This window comes from Desulfomicrobium aestuarii (assembly GCF_055385525.1).
The window spans coordinates 25,958-46,332 of sequence record NZ_AP042427.1 but is presented as its reverse complement, the minus strand read 5'-3'; the positions used below and the strand labels follow the sequence as shown (position 1 = coordinate 46,332).

Sequence of the window (20,375 nt, the reverse complement as noted above, 5' to 3'; positions counted from 1 at the left end):
CATAAGCCTTCCATCCCTCATAACAATTACTTCATATCGACCTCCACACTATGAGCGGTGACTGACGGATTGTCGCCATCATTTCTCTCACCAGATGTTGAAAGTTCCGACATCACCGCCACCGCGAACACGCCGGCAACTCCGGCGATGCATCCACCAATAAAACTCAGTATTTTTCCCATCCTGTCCTCCATAGGCATGATTTCTTCAGTCATCGAGAGTCTCCCTAACGATTTCAAGCACTGCGATCGCGATAGCTATGGCTGGTCCCCAACTCATATGGTCTTTCCTCCTTTTGAAAGCCCACCGGGGCGATTGTGCAGGGTATGGCCCAAACGGATAATCCTGTCAGGCGGACCAAAGATCAGCTCCTTGAAGTACCTTGAATTCATAACGCCTCCATTTTCTATGGTTGAAACAAATCGGGGGACCATTGGCCCCCCGTGTGATTGTTGGTTTTCTGGAAAACAAGTCAGCGCCTCAGAATCGCGTTCTCAAGCAGTACAAACATGGCAGGCGCCAAGTCAGCCATGGAATTCACGACGACGCTGCGGCCGGATAGCAGCATATTGATGCCTGGGCTGGTGATTCCGATGCCGTATATTTCGAACCCTGCCCTGCTCCCCTGCTCAATTGCCTGGACGGCGCAGTCCATGGAATCCGGTTCTCCGTCGGTCACGACGAGGATGATTTTTCGCCTCTCGCTCAGAGGCAGCATATCCTGCATGACCCACCACAAGGCTTCCCCCATGGGCGTCCCGCCTGCAGGCGTAAGGTCCAGACCGATGTGCACTTTCTGGCCGTGCGCGATAATGGGGGCAACAGTCGAATAGGATCCGCTTGGTAATTGCGAACTGGGAAAGGCGGTCACGGCAACATTGATCTTCGATGCATCCAGGGCCGAAGCGACAGCGTAACAGGCCTGGCAGGCCAGACGAATCCTGCGCACCATGGACCCGGAGCAGTCGAGTAGGATGTGCACGGCGGTATCAATCCCAACCCGCTCGGCTTTGACGTGAAACACCCGAGGATCCGAAACGGCCAGCCGATGAAGTTGACCGGTATCCAATCGCCCTCTTCTTCCGCTTGAAGCTCTGGAAAGGATCTTGGTTTGCAGAAGTCCCTGCAGCCTGGTCCGTAGTGCCATGGACGCCTGCTTTGCCTCCAGAACATCATCTACGGAAAGTGGGCCTGCATTTTTTGTCGTCGGAACGGCCACGGTGACAGCGCTTTCTTTCGACCGACTCGAATTGACCTGCAGGGCGTCAGCCAGGATATCCCCTAGGCTTTGCGGGAGTTCATCCTCTCCAGCCCCGAGCAGATCTAGAAGGTGATCCCGAGCATCCTCCCCGATTTCACCGGGGTCATCTAAGCGATCATCTCTTGAGGAATCCGCTTGATCGGTAGTGGGTGAGTAGTCCTCTACTGCTGACCCTTCTTGGGCATCTCCGCCCGAGAAAGTGCCCTCAGTTTCCAAAGGATTTTCCTGCTTCTGTTGATTATTGCCAACTTCTCCACTGCCTGAACTGGTTGAGGCCGGAGACTTCCCTTCCCCTTGGGTATTCTGTTGTTCGGGGTCGACCTGATCGGTCGGCACCGGCCGTGTGGAAGGATTCGCGAACTGATCCAGAACGCGCGCGATTTCACGGGCGAAGTCGATAGCGTCTTGGGTCGAACGACAATTGGCTCGAACCGACTTCAGCACACGTTCGATCTTTGGCCGCACTCCTGGAAAGTCCATGTCCAACTGTCCAGCCAGAGTGTCCCGCTTGTTGGACAGAGCCTGGACATCCCAGGACCGAACTTCCAGCAGCAGCCAATTGAGGATATTCATTGCAGGCTGAACAGACTCGTCCCTTTCTTCCGAGCCGAAGATATGCGCGATGAGCCAATCGAAGTTCTGGCGGCACCCTGGAAATATGGACGCGAGTTTGTGTTCGGCCCTCCAATCTTCAACGGTGTTCCAAACGAACATCTCTAATGGTGAGAGCTTGGCCTCTTCCAGTACCGAGAAATCCGTTTCCCGGACATGAGCTGCTTCGTGGTCAAGGTAGCCTCTGGCCATTGCCAGCAACGAGTCCGGAACCTCACTTGGCAGGGCCGGAAGATGAATGGTCTTGCCGTCAGTATAGGCATCCATCCCACCGATCTCGACCTTAACCCCGTATTTTCTGCCGAGCACGCTTGCCACTAATGGCAGCGAGCGCATCACGGCTCTTGTGTCGATCATCAGACCTCCAAATGCGAAAAGCCCCGGAGCTTGTGACTCCAGGGCGTTCGATCGTTTCAATAGGTTTGCTATCACCACAACCCGCAGCTGGGCAGCACAGGCTGCATGGGTATGTCCCGAAAGATCGGCGGCAAATCGTCCACCGTGGGCACGATGCCCAACTCCTCCTGGACATCCAACTCCGGCATCTCCCCCTGCCCTTCGACCAGGATGGCCAAAACGTCTTTGGAGGTCGTCCCGTCCATGATCTTCTGTCCATGCTCAATGAGGGCGTCCGTATCTCGCAGCAGGGACACTAAGCCCTGGAGCATGAGCAGGTTCGCACCCTCAATTTTGCCACGCTTGGGCAGGTGTTCGAACGCGGTATGAATGAGGTCCGCAACCGGAGCAACCCGTGGCTCGACAAAGCTCAGACCCGAGAGCTTCTGATGAATGGTTTTCAAGGGCGAGAGGGCCTTGCGCGTGATCTCGGTCTTTCCGGCAAAGCATTTGTGCCAGGCTTCAGTGGCAGCCTTGGACACTTCTCCGAAAAGCGTTTGCCCCAAGCCCTCCACTTCGTCCTTGATACCGACCATGACCGGGTCTGCGGGATCTGGCGGCATGATGCGATACAGCCTCCAGAGGAAACCCATGCGACTGCGCACATAGTCGGCACTGACCGTGGAATCGAAGATGATCTGCTCCCAGCCCGGATGCTTGGCGATCCATTCGCGCACGGATTCGTCATAGCGGGCCAGGAAATCCTCTTTGGCTGTGTTGAAGTCGTGCAGGATCTCTTCAAGTTCTGTCACGATGGCGTCTGCCTGATTCTCTGGGATGGCCCAACCACCAAGGAACCGGACACCATGCCGGTCCAACAGGCTCACGGCTCTGGCCTTGAGCGTTCCGAATACCCTCAAGTCCTCCGGGTCACAGATCCGCTTGCTGCCCAGGGAAGCAAGATCATCAGGTGGGAGAGTCGCTCCGTCAAAATCCTCAGGGCTTAATTTCTTGCGAGCGGTCCAGATATTCACTTCAAGGTGCAGGGCGAGAATATTGTCCAGGACCTTGATGTCGGTTTGCGTGTTCATTTTCTTCTCCTTAAAATGAAAAGAGCGCCTGGTGTGGCGCCCTAATTTCCGTTCACAATGATGAAATCCTGCCGGTCTATTTTTTCCAGCACCCTACGCCACATCTCCTGGATGGGGCTTTCGTTCTTGCACTCTTGGCTCTTAATGATGCGGGTGATGCATGTCTGAAATGGCACGCCTTCGGTATCTCTAAGCCAGATACGGATGGTCAGGCCAAGGGCGTCGGCTTCAGCTTTCCAGTGGTAGCGGAATCCGGTCGTGGGGATTTGTTTGGCCAGCTCAATGGACTGGCAAAAAGGGAAATCAAGATTTGTAAATTCCATATCTATTACCCCTTCAACGGGTTGGGTTTTGAAAATCAGGCCGTATCGAACTCCAGCCGATAGCCTTCGTGAATTTTGGTAAGCGCCCGGTTCATCAATTCCTGAACGGGATTGGCGCGGATGCACCGATCCAACCCAAGGAGTCGTTCTTGGCCGACAGTGGCAATTCTCCCAAAGCGGATGGACAGACCATGCGGTAGCGCACAGCCTTTCCAGAATTTGCCGCCATGGGGATTTGATTTTTTAAGAATGATGGAAGGAGGAGTTTGGCAGGTCGAAAGAAAAGACGAATCGACGGACATGGCCAATAGGACCGAAGTCAGGGCCATGCGCACTTTGGTCATATCATCAGGAGTGCTCGCACCTGTATTGGTATCAGCAGTTACACTCCCACCTACTCCCCCATGGACTGCGGAAAAATGCGCTGTGCAAGTTCGTGGAGCATGGCGCGGGTTTCCCGAGTGGCGCGAAATCCCAAAGCCCGGTCCAAGGCGTAGGTCACAGGTTGAATGCCCTGACGAGAAAGTGGCTGGAATCGGACCGTCAGATCAGCCCAACGCAGCAGCGTCCTGGTCGAGAACGTGACCTCGATACTGTTTGCGATACCAGCACCAGCTTCGCCCATGAAGAGCCTGCGAATTTCGGTTGCGTATTCGACCATCTTTTTACGGACAGCCTCAGGGAGTTTCGGGCAGCATCCGCCCAGAAGTTTCTCCTCTGCGTCCCGCGCAGGATAGCCCATCTCACACAGCCAAAATCGATCGAGAAAAGCCAAGTTTTGCCTGAGTGTGCCCTGGTATAATCCGGTTTCATCGGATCCACCGTTGGTATTGGCTGTGGACGCGAATCGGAACATGGGATGCGGGTTTATAAGCTCACCGCCGTTCTCGGCGATGCACAGAGGCTCACCGTCAAGGACACCGTTTAACCCGGTGGCCGTTGAGGGTTCGAGCAGATCGATTTCGTTGAGTAAAAATATCCCCCCAAACTTCATGGCCAGGGCCAATGGACCATACTCGTATTCCATGCTGCCGTTTCGCACGGACAAGTGCCCAACCAAGTCGGGAAATTCCAGGCGGCTGTGCCCCGTGACCTCAAAGACCGGATAGTTGAGCCTGGAGGCAAGCTGCTTGATGGCGCTGGTTTTTCCTGAACCAGTGGGACCGAAAACATACAGGGGATCGGATGTGCTCATGAGCCAGACCACGATGTCGCGGCTGGTCTCATGGAAGATGTACTCGGGATCAGGATTTGGCGTGTAGGAGCAAGGGGTTGCAAAACCTTTGATCATCCTGCCGGATGGGCTACCGCTGAAGACGTTGCCGGCGTCCAAGTCGACAGGCTGCAATTTCGCAAATTCCTCGTGAATCGTATTGGCCATGTTTATTTCCTCCTAGAAAATAGAAAATCCCGGCCTCCCAGTGAAGGGAAGTCGGGACCTGTTTGTTATGCGGATGCAGAATTATGAACGGTTGTTGATTTTGCTGACCATCAAGCGCTCAAAGGGTTTTCCCTCCGATTCGCAACGAGCAAGCATTGCCTCTGTCTTGTCCTCCCCCATTATGGCGGCAAGTTCCCACCGGAGTTGCTCACGGTTCAGGGTGCGCCGTCCGGATTGGGACGACACCCGAAAACGCTGATTATCGGCATTGATCCAGTTGCCGCTGACATCGGAGAGTCTGTAGGCTGTTTTGAGCCCATCTTCGATTGCGGATATTTCCACATCCAGCCGTGCCAATTCGCCCTTGAGCGTTGCCAGTCTTTCCAGATCCGGACACCACTGCGGCTGATCCACACCTTCAAACTTCGGGCAATCCGCATTGAATTCACACCACGGGCACAGGGCATGAAAACCCTTGGCGGTGGGCACTTCGAAAATATCGCCACCGTTTGACCGTACCTCATCAGTGAGCGTCCAAAGTTCAACCGCCGTTTGCAGACAAAGACCCAGCATGGATTTATCAGGCAGATACGGACCAAATGCCTTCGCCTCGGACATGGACAAACAAAGCACCCATGCCTCGATATCCACGAGGGATGCATCCGCTGGCATTTCTACCCCAAGCCTCTCCCGGCAGAGTTCCGGAAAAGTGAGCCCGGAACATTCCGCCCTACCCGGTTCACCATTCACACCAAAAGCTGGTTGATCCCAAAGTGCGCGTAGAAGCCCGACTTGGCCATAGACCTGAGTTTCGTAAGAAGAATACAGCGTTGACGGGATACTTTCGCAGCTTTTGAGTTCCAGAATCCGGACTGTGGGTTGTCCTACTGCGCTTACAAACGTGAAGTCCAAATGGGCCTTGATCGGCACTTGGTTATGGGTGGCTTGAATTTCCAGCTGCTCGATCACGGGAAGCCCCTGATTTTGAAAGACCTGGGAAACGCCTGCCTCGAACCAATGCCCCCGCTGCAGACGGAGTTGTTTGCTAAGCATTGACGAGAGGCCATCCGGATTCGGTTGCAGCTCGGCGCTATTCCCGAAAAGCTTGTTCCCCACTGCTGCCCTTGGGCATTCTAGGGCACGGCCGATATCCGACATGCCGATATACCGGCTCCGGTCCCCCAATGAGGACGCGGTTCTTTGAGCCGACGTTTCTACAAGCCCCCTGGCTAAGAGCGACATGAGCCCTTGAGCCCTCTCCTCATGAGTTTGTGCTGGCATTTACTACCCTCCAAAATGACGAAGGCTGCCCGAGTGGAGCAGCCTTCGCTTGTGTTTTGTGTCCCGATTTTCATGACGCTTGCGCATATTTCCACCACATCTTGCGTTGAGGATTCCATTTGAATCCGGCGCCGGCCAGGAGTTCCTTCTTGGCTTGGGTGTTGCCGGTGGCCACGATGCATACCTGCCCGTCAGTGGCGGTGATCTCCTGGTAGGTGATCCCGTCGAGTTTGGGGAGTTGGGTTGGTTGTGATCGGCTGGGAGGATGAGGGGATGATACTCCAGAGTCTTGCATGGCTGGAGCCTTTTTCTGACGCAGTCCACCCTTGCCGGAATCCTTGGGCAAGTTTCCATCGGTATCTTCCTCGGTCACGATGCCGAGCATGGCGGAAATGGAGTAGCGCCGGATGTAGGTCATGGCGATGCCAAGGCCCTGGGGATCGTTTTTCGGCAAAGGGACAACGGCATGGGACGATTGCCACTGTCCGGATTCAGCATGGACCAGTTTGGTTACTAGGCCGAGATGACCAGATTCAGCAGGGACTGGATACTGGGTGAGCCAGATACCGTTGGTGAGCAGTGCTTCACGGCAGGAATCCATGACGCTGTTCAAGGTGGCGTAGTTGGAATGGGTGAAAGGATTGAGACGGTCCTTGGTCGCAGGCTGCAAGGTGCGCTGCACCTGGATCAGGGCTTTGGCCAGTTTCGTGGTTTCAGGGGAACAGTAATCTTGATGGTGCATGGTCACTCCTTTAAAAATGATCCTCACACAGTTTTTTGCCCTATGAGAGGAAATATGGCTGCGCATTCAAAGGAGTAATATGTATCTGAAATTTGATGAACGACAATCTAGGAAAGACCAGCAAGCTCCAGCACGTTGATGAGAGTTAATTTGGCATCGAATTCACAACTCCCCAAGAAGACATCCAGCTTAGAAAAATCGAGCATTTTCTATCACACTGAAATTTATACCAAAAATTGCAACACTCCAAAAAAAGCGACCAAAAGGACGAGAACTACGCTGGGGATAGATTTGCTTTCAATATGGGATAGGAGAGGTATCAAAGACATATACAAGAATATAACCCTGAAACGAGGCAAGCTCATATGGACATAATGCATATCATCAACAAATTACAAGAGTCAATGCCACCAGTTTTTACACGAAAGGAACTTCCGAGACTAATTGGCGGAATATTAACTGTCGGCCATATGTCGAATATCGATGCAGCCAAACTCGGCCCGCCAAGAATGAGATTAAAAAGGCACGTTATTTACGAAAAAGACAGTTTTTTAGAATGGTTCAAAAATTATTTAATTGATAGCAAGCATCAGCAATAACGAGGAGGCAGCATGGCGCTACGAATGGTTTCAAGTCTTCAAGATTCTGAAAAAGACTATCCTTCATTTTATGAAATAATGCAAAAATGGAACGAAACAGTACAATACAACTCTAATAATACAGACGGGATAAATTGTCCGCAACATATAGATCAACCAGACCTCACTAATATTCCGTTTATCATAAGAGAATGTGCGTATTTTGCACAAACAAAATTCAATATTTCACCGATGTATATAATTACTCTAATGCTAGCAGCAATGAATTGCGCAGTTAGAGGGTTCTACAGGGTAGATAACGGAATATTCAAATCCGTAATAAACGCTTTTTTTATTTTTTGCGCATCTTCTGGATACGGAAAATCACCTATAAACAACTTTTTGGTGCGCCCTCATCTCGATTTTCAAAATGAAATCAATGAAGAAATCGAAAAACAAAAAAAAGACAATGAGATAGAAGCAAAAATTTGCACAAATAGAATTAACCATCTTTACAAAGTATCAAGAAAAATAACAAACCAATCAAAATTAGAAGAAATGAAACATGAAATTAAAGCGCTCGAAATAAAGCTGGAATCATTAAATAAAGTTAAACTTTCATTATTTACAGATGACTTCACAATTCCAGGCATAATCAAACTACTATCAGAACAGGATGAACGGATAGCGGTCATGACCAGCGAAGCTGGTTTTCTCCGAACATTAAAATCAGCAGATGGAAGTTCTAACAATCTCGACAAAATGTTAAGACTTTTCAATGGAGATCCCATAGATCAAACAAGGAAAAAAGAACCTCCAATAAACCTAGTTAATCCGATAATATCACCGTGCGTTGCAGCACAACCAAGCATCCTGAGTGAAACTTTTAGAAATAACGTCATAGTAAGCAGCGGCTTACGATCAAGATGCTTAATTTGCATAGCTGATGAGAGAAATATCGGAAACAGACATTACAGCGACATCGCATTCCCAGACTATGCATACAGAAGTTACGAAAATACCATAAAACATGTTTTATCAACTGTCAGAGAGAAAAAAAGTCAATATAAGATAATGCGTCTAGACAAAAGAGCAAAAGAACGATTTAATTTGTTCATATCAAATATAGAAATTTCCATTAGAGAGGGTGGATTTCTTTATGACATTCGTGACTGGGGAGCAAAAGCTAGCTACCATATTTCAACTATTGCCGGTCTTATTCAACTATACGAAAATCAAGACGAAAACTGCGACATAATCACGTCAAAAACATTCGAAACGGCAGAGAATTTTTTCTATTGGCTTGCAGAAAATATGAGATCATTCAACAATTATACGTTTCCACACAATTCTCAGGACATAGCATATATTATTGCTCAGAGAATTATCGATAAAAAAATCATGCAATTTCAGCAAAGAGATATCCAGAGAATGCTTCCTAACATAAATAGAGCGGACATAATTATCGCTCTAGACACACTGATTTATGCTAATGCTATTAGTAAAATTTTAATGCCTCAAAAAAATGGACCAGGAAGGCCTGAATCTCAATATTATTCAGTTAATTTTTTTCATATTCATCATGTTATACAGAAAAATTATTTTACAAATATGAAATAATAATTCTTTACTTGAACAGTAGAGAATTTTATAAATGGTTTTACAATAGTCAGTCCAGAAAAACTCTAAAAGCGGCCCATCAGGCACAAGCATGCTCTGGCCGAACATTGGGTCGGAAAAAGTATCCTTACAATTTTTTTATAATCAAGTTTCGGGATTGTATAGCCCTGGCTTTCAACAGATAGAAGAAGGAGGGCAAGGCATCAGGAACGCCTAAAATACAATCAATCATCTAAATATGTTGTATTCCCGGCAACCCAAACCCCAAAAAATGGAATGCGCGTTGCCGACCCAATGCGCTGAATTTCACCCATTTGAGCCTCAAGCCCAAACAATCGCGTGAAAACTTGATAATCCCTCCAACCTGCTTTTTTGGGGCTGAAGGAGTGGATCGCCAATACTGCGGCGGCAGCTCTGTATTGTTCTCCAACGATGATGGCCGATGCGGCTCTGTGCAAGAGTTGATATCGAACCAACCCGGAAGGACTGGATTCAAGACCGAGCGTGCGTGAAAGGAATTCCAGACGTGCCTTTTTCCCGGCAGAGGCATCCTTTCGCCATGCCTCAATGGTCGGGCCAAAGGACTCATTCACTTTGCCTTCCACCATGACAACGACCGGCCCAGCCACGGATCGGGCGAGAACGAAAATATCATTTTGGGATGCTCGGTTGCCACCGGGCAGGCACACCTTGAATTCGGGAACTGCGAGGATCGGAGTCAAACCTGCCAGCAATTGCTCATTGCTCATCGCAAATGGCTGCGCCACCTCAGGCGGAAAGCCATCTGAAGCTTCCCAACAATGCGCCAAAGTCCGAGCTGAATATCCCCGTTTCCATTGTTTGACTGGGGCGGCCAACAGATCTTTCCAGTCCTGAGGACCAGACGTAAACGCGAGGATACGGGGCATATTTGATTCCTCCCAAAGGGCATTTACGCATCATTGAGTGAACTAACATTCTATTGACCCGTTACGCCGCCCACTCCTTGCACAGCAACTCCGCCTGCATCAGCACAGTCTTCACCGCCTCTGCCTGGAGGTCCGGCGGATAGCCGTACTTGTTCAGGATGCGCTTGACCATCACCCGGATCTTCGCCCGAGCGCCTTCGCGTAGCGTCCAATCAATGGCCACGCTCTTGCGAATTTGGGTAATGAGCTCCGTGGCAATGACCTTCAATTTGTCGTCACCTAGGGCCTTCACTGCCGACTCGTTGGCTGCGAGTGCGTCGTAGAACGCAATTTCGTCATCCGTCAGCCCGAGATTCTCACCCCGTTTTGTCGCGGATTCCATTTCCTTGGCCAGCGTGATGAGCTCTTCAATAACCTCCATCGTCGAGATGGCACGGTTATGATAGGCGTTGAGCGTCTTCTTGAGCTTTTCGCTGAACATCTGGCTCTGGACGATGTTCCGTTTTGCGCGGATCTTGAGTTCATCCTTGAGCAGCTTCTCCAGCAGCTCGGCGGCGACGTTCTTGTGTTTGAGGCCGCGCACTTCGGCAAGGAACTGGTCGCTCAGGATGGATATGTCGGGCCTTGGGAGTCCGGCAGCGGTGAAAACGTCGATGACCTGGCCTTCGGTGGTGATGGCTTTCGAGACGAGCTGGCGAATGGCCGCGTCGATCTGTTCGGGGGTCTTGCGGTTGTTGCTGCTTTGCTTGTTCAGCGCGGCTTGCAGGGCCTGGAAGAATGAAACGTCTTCACGAATCTCCGTCGCTTCATCGCTCGCGGCGCAGAGGGCAAAGGCGCGGGAAAGTTCGGTCACTACCTGCACCCAGCGCTTCTTGCCGTCTTCCTGGCTCAGGATGTGCTCCTGACCGGCAGGGATAAGGGCAAGGCGTTCGGAGGGTTTGCCGGTAGTCCATAATTCCCAATTGAAACCGTGCATGATGTCGCAGGCGATATTGTGCTTTTCCAGCATCACGGCGATGGCCTGTCTGGTATCAAACGTCGGGTCGCCTTTGCCGCCGCTCTCCGTGTAGTTGGCCAGGGCATGCTTGAGCTGATCGGCAAGGCCCAGATAATCAACCACCAGACCGCCCGGCTTGTCACGGAAGACGCGGTTCACGCGGGCGATGGCCTGCATGAGCCCGTGCCCCTGCATGGGCTTGTCGGCATACATGGTGTGCAGACAAGGGGCGTCAAAACCGGTCAGCCACATGTCGCGCACGATCACAATCCGGAAGGGGTCTTTGCTGTCCTTGAAACGGTTGGCCAGCTTGCGGCGCTTGTCCTTGTTGCGGATATGCGGTTGCCAGTCCGGGCCGTCTTCGGCACTGCCGGTCATCACCACCTTGACCACGCAGTCTTTGCCTTTCTCGGCCTCGATGTCGTCATTGGTGGCGCTGGCCCAATCTGGCCGAAGCTTGATGAGCGCCTCGTAAAAATCCACGCAGATGCGGCGGCTCATGCAAACGATCATGGCCTTGCCGTCCATGGCCTCCACGCGCTTCTCGAAATGCGCAACCAGATCGGCGGCGATGAGCGCGACGCGTTTCGGATCACCCACCAACGCTTCCAAGGCTGCCCACTTGGATTTCAGTTTTTCCTTCTTCGTCTCTTCTTCGCCTTCGGTGATCTCTTCAAAATCCGCGTCGAGCGTCGGCAACTCGCTGGCGTTCAGGCCAAGCTTCGAGATGCGGCTCTCGTAGTAGATCGGTACCGTGGCCTTGTCGGCAACGGCACGCTGAATGTCGTAGATGGAAATGTAATCGCCAAATACCGCCCGCGTGTTGGCATCCGTCTTCTCGATGGGCGTGCCGGTGAAACCGATGAAGGAGGCGTTTGGCAAGGCGTCCCGCATATGCCGGGCCAGGCCGTCGATAAGGTCGTATTGGCTGCGGTGCGCTTCGTCGGCGATGACGATGATGTTCCGGCGTTCGCTCAGGCAGGGCATCCGCTCTCCCCGCTCGGGCAAAAATTTCTGGATCGTGGTGAAGACCACTCCCCCACTCGCCACGGCCAGCAATTCGCGCATCTTTTCACGATTCGCGGCCTGCACCGGCGTCTGACCGAGAATGTCATGGCAGCGCTGAAATTGACCGAAAAGCTGGTCATCAAGATCGTTACGGTCGGTCAAGACCACCAGAGTCGGATTCTGCATCGCGCTCTCGCGGATCACCCGAGCGGCAAAGAACAGCATGGTGAAACTCTTGCCGCTACCCTGCGTGTGCCAGACAACACCCGCACGCCGATCACCCGGCTTGCCGCCATGCATGCGACCCGCCCAGTAGGTACCCGCGCTCTCGCTGAGCGTTGCGCTTTTTTCCGCGAAATCATGCGAAGTGAGCGAGGCGCGAATGGTCTCTTCCACCGCTGCGTTCACAGCGTGGAACTGATGGTAGCCCGCGATGATCTTGTGCAACGCGCCGGAGTCCGGGTCCTCCTCGAAGACAATGAAATGCTGCAGCAGGTCGAGAAACCGCTGTCGCTCGAACACTCCGCGCACCAGCACTTCCAGTTCAAGAGCCGACTTCGGCGCATCTGCGTCCCCATCAATGGTGCGCCAGACCTTGAACCATTCCTGGTTCGCGGTCAGCGAGCCCATGCGGGCCTGCAAGCCGTCACTGACCACAAGCAGCGCATTGTAATGCAGCAGCGAGGGAATCTGCGCCTTGTAGGTTTGGAGCTGAGCATAAGCGCTCCAAATCGTCGCGTCCTCATCCGCCGCGTTTTTGAGTTCGATCAGTCCAAGCGGGAGTCCGTTAACGAAGATCACGATATCGGGCCTGCGGTTATGCTGGCCCTCAATGACCGTGAACTGGTTGACCGCCAACCAATCATTGGCATGCACATCTTCAAAATTTACCAGTCGCGCATGGTCACCCGCGATGCTGCCATCAGACCGCGAATACTCCACCGGCACTCCGTCACGGAGCATTTTGTGAAAAGCGCGATTCGTCTGCGTTAATGACGGCGTTGCCACCAGTAAAACCTTGCGCACGGCATCTTCCAGCGCCTCTTCGGGCATGGCCGGGTTCAGACGTCGGATAGCATCACGCAGACGTGCACCAAGAACCACATCACCAAACGAATCCCGCTCCGCCGCAAGTTCACCGGGCGCGAGCATCGGGCCGTACTGGGCTGCATAACCCAGTTCCTTGAACCATTGGAGGGTGGCTTCTTCGATGAGGGATTCGTTGAGACTCATGGTTCTCTACGGCGTTGCAGGTGGAATCGTGAATGACTGAGCGGAGAGCCATTCTCTCACTAGAACTCGTGACGTAAAAAATGCCGAGGTGATCTCGAACAGCGCTGTAAATGGAATGCCTTCAACTCGCAGCAGATGGGAGCGAGTAGCTGTCTGAACCATACCAGCATCAAGGCGCTGATTTAACCGCGATTCACCATCCGCACCGGGATACCAATTAAGCGCCAAATCAAGGTGGTTGAGGCGGGCATCAAGGGCGGCAGTTCCGACGGCTGAATCCGTATCCATATGCACACACAAGCCAAGAACTTCCTCATGACTCCCAACCGGGCGGGTCAGCTCTTCGATCATCACCGAAAGATTGCCGCGGTTCCGCCTGCCGACGGACATTTCTAAACGACGGATGCCTTTCGCATGATATTCCCACCATGATTCCAAGTCCTCTTTCGGCGTCGCTGGCGGAAACAGCTCATGAGCTAAGCCATCTTTGTTTCCTGGGTAGACTTTTAGAGTTGTCCACCAATTGGGGTCAATGGGTCTGATGATGGCTTCTTGGAGTAGTGACCTTGGCAACTCATCAAAAACTCGATGAGGGTGGAGACGAACGTAGAGCGGTGAAGTTCGAAATTGGTGCCTCATCCACCTCAAGAGTCCCGGATTTAGCCCTCGATCCAGTTCCACAAATCGGCCCTTAAATCTTGCGAACGCAGTCCCATCCACGAACTCGAGTTCCCCAGCGTTGATAAGATCTGCGTCCCGCTCACCTGACACGCGGATTTGCGCCCAAAGCTCAGGCAGCGCTTTGAAAAGAGGTTGCTCTTTGCTGTAATGCTCAAGCCTCGCCATCATCTGCTCGGTGTGAATCCGCTCTAAAGCGTCAAACGTGATCGTATACAGAACTACCCGGTCCTCGACGTCTAAATCTCTGAAAAATCCTATGGGCAAAAATGGTGATGCCTTTTCCTTGTCGGAATCCGATATGAAACCTTTGCGAGCAGCCACCATTCGCCACACAAGGGATGGATTCTCCTGGAGAAGCACTTCTAGTTTTGCATGAGCAGCAGTGTTCGCATTTTGGCATTCAACTACGAGTTCATCCAGTCCCTTAAAATAGACCTCAAGACTGTTTTCGTTGATTGGGGTGCTGGTGCTCATGGTGTCAGAAACGGAGACCCAAGAGTGAGCCGCTCACATTTGCATCTGTGAGCGTCGCTTTGACGAAAGCGCGAAGATCGAAGCCTTCTGTAAATTCGGACCAGGGAACCTCGTCGGAATTGAGGGTGCAGATGTATTGAAACTGACGGGCCTCCGCCTCTTTCGCCGCAACCTCCAGCGCCAACGCCCGCTGGCGTTCATCAACGCCGTCGAAGATCGCGCTGTCGTGAACTACGAGCTTTGGTGATGGAGATTTTTCCGCCCACAAGGATGCGATCGTCATGTCGTAGCAGAAGACCTTCATGTTTCCGACACCGCTGCTGCCCGACCTCTCGATTTCGACATCAAACTTGAATCCTGTCGCAGCGACATCAATAACCAAACGCCCCGGCACGTTGTAAAGGCGTTCTGTGAACGCATTGAATAGCTCGATGGCTTTCTCCCAAATCTCACGCCGTTCATCGTAGTCGCGCCGTGCCTTCTGCTGCAGGACTTCCTGATCAATCTTCAGTTGGCTCAAGCCGATCTCACAGGCTTTCAAGTTGTCGATCGATGAAGTAACCGAGTTGAGTTCGTTGACCGTCTCAAGATGCCGCTTTTGAATCAGCGTGTATTCCTCAAGGGCACCATGAGTTTGCAAAACCGCCATCACCGTAGCTCGCTCGTTGCTCTTCTCCTTGATTATCTGTTCGCGGGCCAGCACGTCCCGTTTCAGTCGCGACACTTCTGCAGCGAGGAACCCACGGCGGTTCTCGATGATGTCGTGGTGAAATGCCTGCACTTCCTCTATCCGGCGCAAAGTCACTCCCGGCAGTGAAATGCCGGCGTCAGCATACAACTTCTCGATGGCGTTCGGCACCGGAACGTTTTCCTCCGTGAGGGCCTTCTCGTAGAGGGACAACATTCGCTGATCCACAGCGTTTTTGTTGGAAGCCTCATGAATCTCGCCCGTCAACTGATTCGCCTGGGTTCGAATTTCGGTGTATTGAGGGTGAACCTTAAAGGAAGCCAAGTCCGCGGCTTCTGCGTCGCCCTTCTTCTGGAGCCTTACTCGTCTGGCCTCCAAATCTCCAAGGGAACCGACGAACCCTTTTACCACGCCAGTTTTCGCTGCCTTCTTCAGGCTTTCTAGTCCCTTCTTGCGGTCCTTGAGCAACTGAAGCTCCGAAGCATCCGCCCACGCCAGCCCAAGCAGAAAGGCGTTGTGGACCTGCTTATCCCACTCGACCTGTTTCCTGTGGTGCTCGAACGGCGTCGAGAATGCATCTTTTCCGCGCCTGATACTGTAGGAGACAAGGCTGCGGAATGTTGGCTGATATTTTTCCTCCGTTTCGAGCGGTAGTTTGTAAAACAGGTCACCCAAAAGAGCGTTCCAATCTCGCAGACCAAAGGCGTATTCACCCTTCTTCTTTTTTGGCTTCACCGGCCAAGCGCTCGTATCGCCCTCGACGTAGAAATTGTTCGGGTCATCGACGCACCGCGTGACAGAGAACTCTTTCCCATCGACTTCGAGGTCGAGGGTAAACTCCCATCCCTTCAGCGCCTCGACGAGCAGACCTTTCCCTTTCGAAGATTTCGCGCCTAGGCAGAAGTGAATGATCTCGATCAGCGTCGATTTCCCGAGGCCATTGCGAGAATCGCGCTTTGTGGACTCCTGCGTCCGGTCCGCCCAGACAACGTTGAACCCTGCGCTGAACTCGATGGTCTTAAACGACGGGTGATTTGCCGAAAGCTTCTTGATCATGGGAGTTCACCTTTAACGACGAGGCCATCGAGCATGTCGATCGCGCCAACTGCATAGAGAAAATCGAGGGTGAGAACGAACCTGCCATACGTTCCAATCTCGGGGGCGTGTTTTGCCCGGTCCCAGATGGCCGTCGGCGTGACGGGCGCTTCCAAAAGTAAGAGAAGCACCGCACCAGCTCCGAGTAGCGACCGATCGAGAGGAATATGTTTGGTGGGCAGAATCATTTTTCGAACACGTCACATTTTTCGAAGAGGTAAACGAGCACCGCTAACCCGGCTGACCGCTGAGACTGCCCTTTCAGTCCACGCTGAGAGAACTCACACATCAGGTCGAAAAGCTCGTCTGCACGGTGCCCTTCTCGCCAGAGGCGAAAATATTCCTCCAGAAACCCTGCTTTCAATCGTTCAGGGTAGTCTGAATCAATCAACGCCTCGTTCTGGACGAAGTCTCCAACTAACCGAGCAACGCTGAGACCCATCGTGATGGTTACTCGGCTTCCATTTGTAAGGTCATTGCGTCGAATCTTGTCCTCGGGAGCGAGCAGTGAAAGGTCTGCGAGATCAGCATCTGGCTGATACCTGTTCACCCAAGCCGTCGCGAGCTGAAGCTCAGTGAATCCGATCTGTGCAAAAGCAGCGTTCAGGCCTTCTCGAACCTTTGCCTCATGCTCTGACTTGAGCCGATACAACGCATCGACGGGAAAGTGGGTCACTTGTTTGTCGATCTGCGTATGATGATCGCCACACAAATAGATCAAATTGCTGAAATGATTTCTTTGTTCGTCGGTCATCGACGCATCATAGCGGGCCGCCTTTTCTTGCTCGCCGGCAATGTGGGCGGCCTCCCCAAGGACGACAGGATCTCCACCGGCAGGCGCATCAACAGTGAGTTGACGTGGACAGCCAGGGAATGCGCAGCGGTCACCGCTGCGGAATGCCAAAAGAACTTTTGTTGGGTATGACGCGCTCATTTGGAGACATCTTTTATGGTGCTCAACTCCCCGCTCAGCAGCTTCGGCAGCAGTGTGTCGCGCAGGGTGGCGAGGGTGCGGGATTCTTGGTCGTTGTTGGCGATTTTAAGCCAGAGCGGCTCAACGGTTTTGAAGTAGGCGGCAAGAATGTCTGCCGACGGCCACACTAGGTCGAACGTCCGCAATTTTGATATGTTGAACATTGTCATTCCGGTGCTCCCTGTTTTCAGGCACTCGATCTTCGCCTGACCGTCAGCACCTGAAAGAACTTGGTAGATGTAAGCTCCACCAGACCGGTGTTCAGCGCGGCAAATCGACATGTGTTGGTCGATGGCATAGACGTCCGATTCCCCTTTGTAGAGATGGATTCTGCCAAGTGTTCCTTCTCCAAGACAGTTTACGAGGACGTCCCAGCGTTTTGCGAATCGCTCGGGCGGCACTTCCAAACCTTGCGACAGCTCCTTGAGTGAAGACCAGTCGAGGTCGGAACCACGATTAACTCTTTGGTTGATGATGAACCGACCGGTTCCTTCGCCATACTCGGGGGTAACGCCACGAGTGACCGTCTTGCACACGCTCTCAATCGTTCGCTCCTCCCATCCTCTTGGAATGTGCCCAGCCTCATTATCTTCAAACGAATCCGGAAACAACGCCGCCGTAGCCTCATCCATCCCCACAGGCTTGCGGCCATCAAGTTTGGCGCGGACGGGGTCGAAATCCACGAACCAACTCTGGAACAGCGCCCGCGCCATCGCCTCCAGCGTTGCGTTCATTCGCCGGTTCAATTCGATTTTGTCGTCCAGCGCCCCAAGAACCTCCGCGATGGCTTTTTGCTCGGTGAGAGGTGGGAGTGACAGCGGGTATTCCCGCAGTAATCCAAGATTGATGTGCGGAACGCCGGTCACAACGGCGTTACTCCGCAGATAGTGCCTGTAGTTTTTCGACGTGAAGACGAAGTATAGAAACCGCGACTCGACCTTAGTTTGGTCAGGCGTGAGCTTCATCTGGCTCTGCGAAACGAGGTAACGTTCGAAAGGTTTGTCAGGGACAATCGCAACCTGCCCGCCGTGCAGGACTGCATTCCCTCGCTGTGTGAATACGAGGTCCCCTGGACGCGCCAAATTAGATTTGAGCTTGTCGGCCTTTTCTTCGGATACGAAGACGAACTCCCCCCCCACGAACTTACCATTACTCAAGTTTTGGCCGCGTATAACAGGCACGCCCGACGCGACGTAATCGGCAGTTCCCAGATCGGAACCAAATGGCCCTCCGACGAGCGCGTTCTTGATTGGCGCGGCGATTTCACCAACCGAGATCTCGGCTGTCTCGTTACCCCCCATAACCCAACCCCTTCAAATTCGCCTTAATGGCCTGCTCCAGTTTCGCGGACTCCTCGAACGCTCCCTGCAGTTCGACCACCAACCGATTCATCTTGTCCTCAAAGGGTTCGCCGTCGTCTTCCACTTCCTCGGCTCCGACATAACGCCCCGGAGTGAGCACAAATCCATGACTGGCGATTTCGCTTGTGGTGGCGGATTTACAGAATCCGGCTACGTCCGCGTAGCCCATCACGTCCACGTTCTCGGCACGTCGCCACGCATGATACACGCCCACGATCTTGGCCATGTCGGCGTCGGTCAGCTCGCGGTGAACGCGGTCGATGAGGATGCCAAGTTTGCGAGCATCTATGAACAGGGTCTGTTTGCGGCGGTCGCGGAAACCGCGTTTGCTTTCGGCACCTTTGTTTTTCGTCAGGAACCACAAACAGACCGGAATCTGAGTGCTGTAGAAAAGCTGGCCGGGCAGCGCCACCATGCAGTCCACGAGGTCGGCCTCGATCAGGGCGCGGCGGATGTCGCCCTCTCCTGACTGGTTGGATGACATGCTGCCATTGGCCAGGACAAAACCGGCCATGCCCTGGGCCGCAAGATGATGGATAAAATGCTGCACCCAGGCAAAGTTAGCATTGCCCTTGGGCGGGATGCCGAACTGCCAGCGTACGTCATCGTCCTTGCGGAACCAATCCGAATCATTGAAGGGCGGATTGGCCAGAACATAGTCGGCTCGCAGGTCAGGATGCAGGTCTCGGCGAAATGTGTCGGCGTGTTCAGGACCGAAGTCGGCTTCGATGCCGCGTAGGGCCAGGTTCATCACCGCCAGACGCCGAGTGGTCGAATTGCTCTCCTGACCGTAGATGCTGATGTCCCCAACTTTGCCGCCGTGGGCTTCCACGAATTTTTCGGACTGCACAAACATGCCGCCGGAACCGCAGCATGGATCATAAATGCGCCCTTTGTACGGCGCGAGCATCTCGACCAGACAACGCACGACACAGGATGGCGTGTAGAACTGCCCTCCGTTCTTGCCCTCGGCGCTGGCAAAGCGGGTCAGGAAATACTCATACACGCGTCCAAGCAGATCGACTGAACGGTGCGTCTGTTCACCCTCGCTGGCGGCCGTGAGGGTGATGGTGGCGATTAGGTCGATGAGTTCGCCAAGTCTGTGCTTGTCGAGACCGGGCCGGGCGTAGTCCTTTGGCAGTACGCCTTTCAAGCGCGGATTGTCGCGCTCAATGGCGACCATGGCATCATCCACGATCTTGCCGATGGTGGGCTGCTTGGCATTGGCCTGGAGATAGGGCCAACGGGCATCCGCCGGAACCCAAAAGACGTTCTCGGCTTTGTACTCATCCGGATCTTCGGGATTCGCGCCCTCATAATCACCAACGCCTGCGATCAACTTGGCGCGGTGCTCCTCAAAAGTGTCTGAAATATATTTGAGAAAAATAAGCCCAAGGACAACGTGCTTGTATTCCGCCGCGTCCATGTTGTTCCGCAGCTTGTCGGCAGCGAGCCAGAGCTTGGCCTCGAAACCAAGGTTGGCCGTGGGTTTGGTGTCATTTTTTTTGGGACGAGCCATGAAAATCAAATCTCCAGGAAAAAAGATGCTATTCGAAACAAACAAAAGCGGCGTCAAAGCTCCTCCTGTCAACAAAACTTTCAGGGCCATAGCGCAGAGTAAGCGTAAGACACAAGACATTATTTCGGGGAGTTGCAAGCTATTAATGCACCCAGCACCAAAACCAGATCATGGCCTCCAGCGATTCCAAATCTGATTGTCGAAATAGCAAAT

The 20,375-nt window shown here is 52.8% G+C and carries 17 protein-coding genes; 1 reads left to right on the top strand and 16 read right to left on the bottom strand.

Translation table 11 applies throughout. From position 1 onward, the window contains the following. Positions 1–26: 26 nt before the first annotated feature. The 8 genes from ACZ5AC_RS00210 to ACZ5AC_RS00175 all read right to left on the bottom strand — a co-directional run bounded on the left by ACZ5AC_RS00210 (position 27) and on the right by ACZ5AC_RS00175 (position 7,027). The gene (locus ACZ5AC_RS00210) at positions 27–215 is read right to left on the bottom strand and encodes a hypothetical protein (protein WP_464248962.1); all 189 of its coding nucleotides are present in this window, start codon (positions 213–215) and stop codon (positions 27–29) included. 257 nt (positions 216–472) lie between these two features. Continuing rightward, positions 473–2,230, bottom strand: coding sequence for a cobaltochelatase CobT-related protein (locus ACZ5AC_RS00205; RefSeq protein ID WP_464248961.1), 1,758 nt, complete (start codon positions 2,228–2,230; stop codon positions 473–475). Between the two features lie 71 nt (positions 2,231–2,301). Continuing rightward, the gene (locus ACZ5AC_RS00200) at positions 2,302–3,300 is read right to left on the bottom strand and encodes a DUF3150 domain-containing protein (RefSeq protein WP_464248960.1); all 999 of its coding nucleotides are present in this window, start codon (positions 3,298–3,300) and stop codon (positions 2,302–2,304) included. 41 nt (positions 3,301–3,341) lie between these two features. After that, positions 3,342–3,623 carry a hypothetical protein gene (locus tag ACZ5AC_RS00195; protein ID WP_464248959.1) on the bottom strand — a complete coding sequence of 94 codons (282 nt, stop codon included), beginning with the start codon at positions 3,621–3,623 and terminating at the stop codon, positions 3,342–3,344. 35 nt (positions 3,624–3,658) lie between these two features. Next, positions 3,659–3,967 (bottom strand): hypothetical protein, encoded by a 309-nt coding sequence (locus tag ACZ5AC_RS00190; protein WP_464248958.1) that lies wholly within the window; start codon positions 3,965–3,967, stop codon positions 3,659–3,661. A 50-nt stretch (positions 3,968–4,017) separates the two neighbouring features. Then, positions 4,018–5,004, bottom strand: a complete 987-nt coding sequence (locus ACZ5AC_RS00185; protein ID WP_464248957.1) for an AAA family ATPase — start codon at positions 5,002–5,004, stop codon at positions 4,018–4,020. An 81-nt stretch (positions 5,005–5,085) separates the two neighbouring features. Continuing rightward, entirely contained in the window at positions 5,086–5,973 is an 888-nt protein-coding gene (locus tag ACZ5AC_RS00180; RefSeq protein ID WP_464248956.1) for a hypothetical protein, read from the bottom strand. Between the two features lie 382 nt (positions 5,974–6,355). Beyond that, complete coding sequence (locus ACZ5AC_RS00175) at positions 6,356–7,027, bottom strand: ERF family protein (protein ID WP_464248955.1); 672 nt, start codon at positions 7,025–7,027, stop codon at positions 6,356–6,358. 611 nt (positions 7,028–7,638) lie between these two features. Between ACZ5AC_RS00175 and ACZ5AC_RS00170 the strand changes: the two genes are divergently transcribed. Then, entirely contained in the window at positions 7,639–9,225 is a 1,587-nt protein-coding gene (locus tag ACZ5AC_RS00170) for a DUF3987 domain-containing protein (RefSeq protein WP_464248954.1), read from the top strand. A 224-nt stretch (positions 9,226–9,449) separates the two neighbouring features. On the opposite strand, the gene ACZ5AC_RS00165 is transcribed toward ACZ5AC_RS00170, so the two are convergent. The 8 genes from ACZ5AC_RS00165 to ACZ5AC_RS00130 form a co-directional block, all read right to left on the bottom strand. After that, positions 9,450–10,133 (bottom strand): DUF6946 family protein, encoded by a 684-nt coding sequence (locus tag ACZ5AC_RS00165; RefSeq protein ID WP_464248953.1) that lies wholly within the window; start codon positions 10,131–10,133, stop codon positions 9,450–9,452. 61 nt (positions 10,134–10,194) lie between these two features. After that, positions 10,195–13,371 (bottom strand): type I restriction endonuclease subunit R, encoded by a 3,177-nt coding sequence (locus tag ACZ5AC_RS00160; RefSeq protein WP_464248952.1) that lies wholly within the window; start codon positions 13,369–13,371, stop codon positions 10,195–10,197. 6 nt (positions 13,372–13,377) lie between these two features. Beyond that, complete coding sequence (locus ACZ5AC_RS00155) at positions 13,378–14,526, bottom strand: hypothetical protein (protein WP_464248951.1); 1,149 nt, start codon at positions 14,524–14,526, stop codon at positions 13,378–13,380. Between the two features lie 4 nt (positions 14,527–14,530). Continuing rightward, complete coding sequence (locus ACZ5AC_RS00150; RefSeq protein WP_464248950.1) at positions 14,531–16,270, bottom strand: ABC-three component system protein; 1,740 nt, start codon at positions 16,268–16,270, stop codon at positions 14,531–14,533. Continuing rightward, complete coding sequence (locus ACZ5AC_RS00145) at positions 16,267–16,497, bottom strand: ABC-three component system middle component 6 (protein ID WP_464248949.1); 231 nt, start codon at positions 16,495–16,497, stop codon at positions 16,267–16,269. Before ACZ5AC_RS00145 ends, ACZ5AC_RS00150 begins: the two co-directional genes overlap by 4 nt. Next, positions 16,494–17,243 carry an HNH endonuclease gene (locus ACZ5AC_RS00140; protein ID WP_464248948.1) on the bottom strand — a complete coding sequence of 250 codons (750 nt, stop codon included), beginning with the start codon at positions 17,241–17,243 and terminating at the stop codon, positions 16,494–16,496. Before ACZ5AC_RS00140 ends, ACZ5AC_RS00145 begins: the two co-directional genes overlap by 4 nt. Beyond that, positions 17,240–18,583 carry a restriction endonuclease subunit S gene (locus tag ACZ5AC_RS00135; RefSeq protein WP_464248947.1) on the bottom strand — a complete coding sequence of 448 codons (1,344 nt, stop codon included), beginning with the start codon at positions 18,581–18,583 and terminating at the stop codon, positions 17,240–17,242. The genes ACZ5AC_RS00140 and ACZ5AC_RS00135 overlap by 4 nt, the downstream gene beginning before the upstream one ends. Further along, a complete protein-coding gene (locus tag ACZ5AC_RS00130) occupies positions 18,573–20,219 on the bottom strand; it encodes a class I SAM-dependent DNA methyltransferase (protein ID WP_464248946.1) in 1,647 nt (548 codons plus the stop codon). The genes ACZ5AC_RS00135 and ACZ5AC_RS00130 overlap by 11 nt, the downstream gene beginning before the upstream one ends. Positions 20,220–20,375 lie beyond the last annotated feature (156 nt).

What these genes read in the sequence shown, in the direction of transcription:
- ACZ5AC_RS00210 (WP_464248962.1), bottom strand. Translation starts at nt 215, where the DNA reads ATGACTGAAGAAATCATGCCTATGGAGGACAGGATGGGAAAAATACTG.
- ACZ5AC_RS00205 (WP_464248961.1), bottom strand. Translation starts at nt 2,230, where the DNA reads ATGATCGACACAAGAGCCGTGATGCGCTCGCTGCCATTAGTGGCAAGC.
- ACZ5AC_RS00200 (WP_464248960.1), bottom strand. Translation starts at nt 3,300, where the DNA reads ATGAACACGCAAACCGACATCAAGGTCCTGGACAATATTCTCGCCCTG.
- ACZ5AC_RS00195 (WP_464248959.1), bottom strand. Translation starts at nt 3,623, where the DNA reads ATGGAATTTACAAATCTTGATTTCCCTTTTTGCCAGTCCATTGAGCTG.
- ACZ5AC_RS00190 (WP_464248958.1), bottom strand. Translation starts at nt 3,967, where the DNA reads ATGACCAAAGTGCGCATGGCCCTGACTTCGGTCCTATTGGCCATGTCC.
- ACZ5AC_RS00185 (WP_464248957.1), bottom strand. Translation starts at nt 5,004, where the DNA reads ATGGCCAATACGATTCACGAGGAATTTGCGAAATTGCAGCCTGTCGAC.
- ACZ5AC_RS00175 (WP_464248955.1), bottom strand. Translation starts at nt 7,027, where the DNA reads ATGCACCATCAAGATTACTGTTCCCCTGAAACCACGAAACTGGCCAAA.
- ACZ5AC_RS00170 (WP_464248954.1), top strand. Translation starts at nt 7,639, where the DNA reads ATGGCGCTACGAATGGTTTCAAGTCTTCAAGATTCTGAAAAAGACTAT.
- ACZ5AC_RS00165 (WP_464248953.1), bottom strand. Translation starts at nt 10,133, where the DNA reads ATGCCCCGTATCCTCGCGTTTACGTCTGGTCCTCAGGACTGGAAAGAT.
- ACZ5AC_RS00160 (WP_464248952.1), bottom strand. Translation starts at nt 13,371, where the DNA reads ATGAGTCTCAACGAATCCCTCATCGAAGAAGCCACCCTCCAATGGTTC.
- ACZ5AC_RS00155 (WP_464248951.1), bottom strand. Translation starts at nt 14,526, where the DNA reads ATGAGCACCAGCACCCCAATCAACGAAAACAGTCTTGAGGTCTATTTT.
- ACZ5AC_RS00150 (WP_464248950.1), bottom strand. Translation starts at nt 16,270, where the DNA reads ATGATCAAGAAGCTTTCGGCAAATCACCCGTCGTTTAAGACCATCGAG.
- ACZ5AC_RS00145 (WP_464248949.1), bottom strand. Translation starts at nt 16,497, where the DNA reads ATGATTCTGCCCACCAAACATATTCCTCTCGATCGGTCGCTACTCGGA.
- ACZ5AC_RS00140 (WP_464248948.1), bottom strand. Translation starts at nt 17,243, where the DNA reads ATGAGCGCGTCATACCCAACAAAAGTTCTTTTGGCATTCCGCAGCGGT.
- ACZ5AC_RS00135 (WP_464248947.1), bottom strand. Translation starts at nt 18,583, where the DNA reads ATGGGGGGTAACGAGACAGCCGAGATCTCGGTTGGTGAAATCGCCGCG.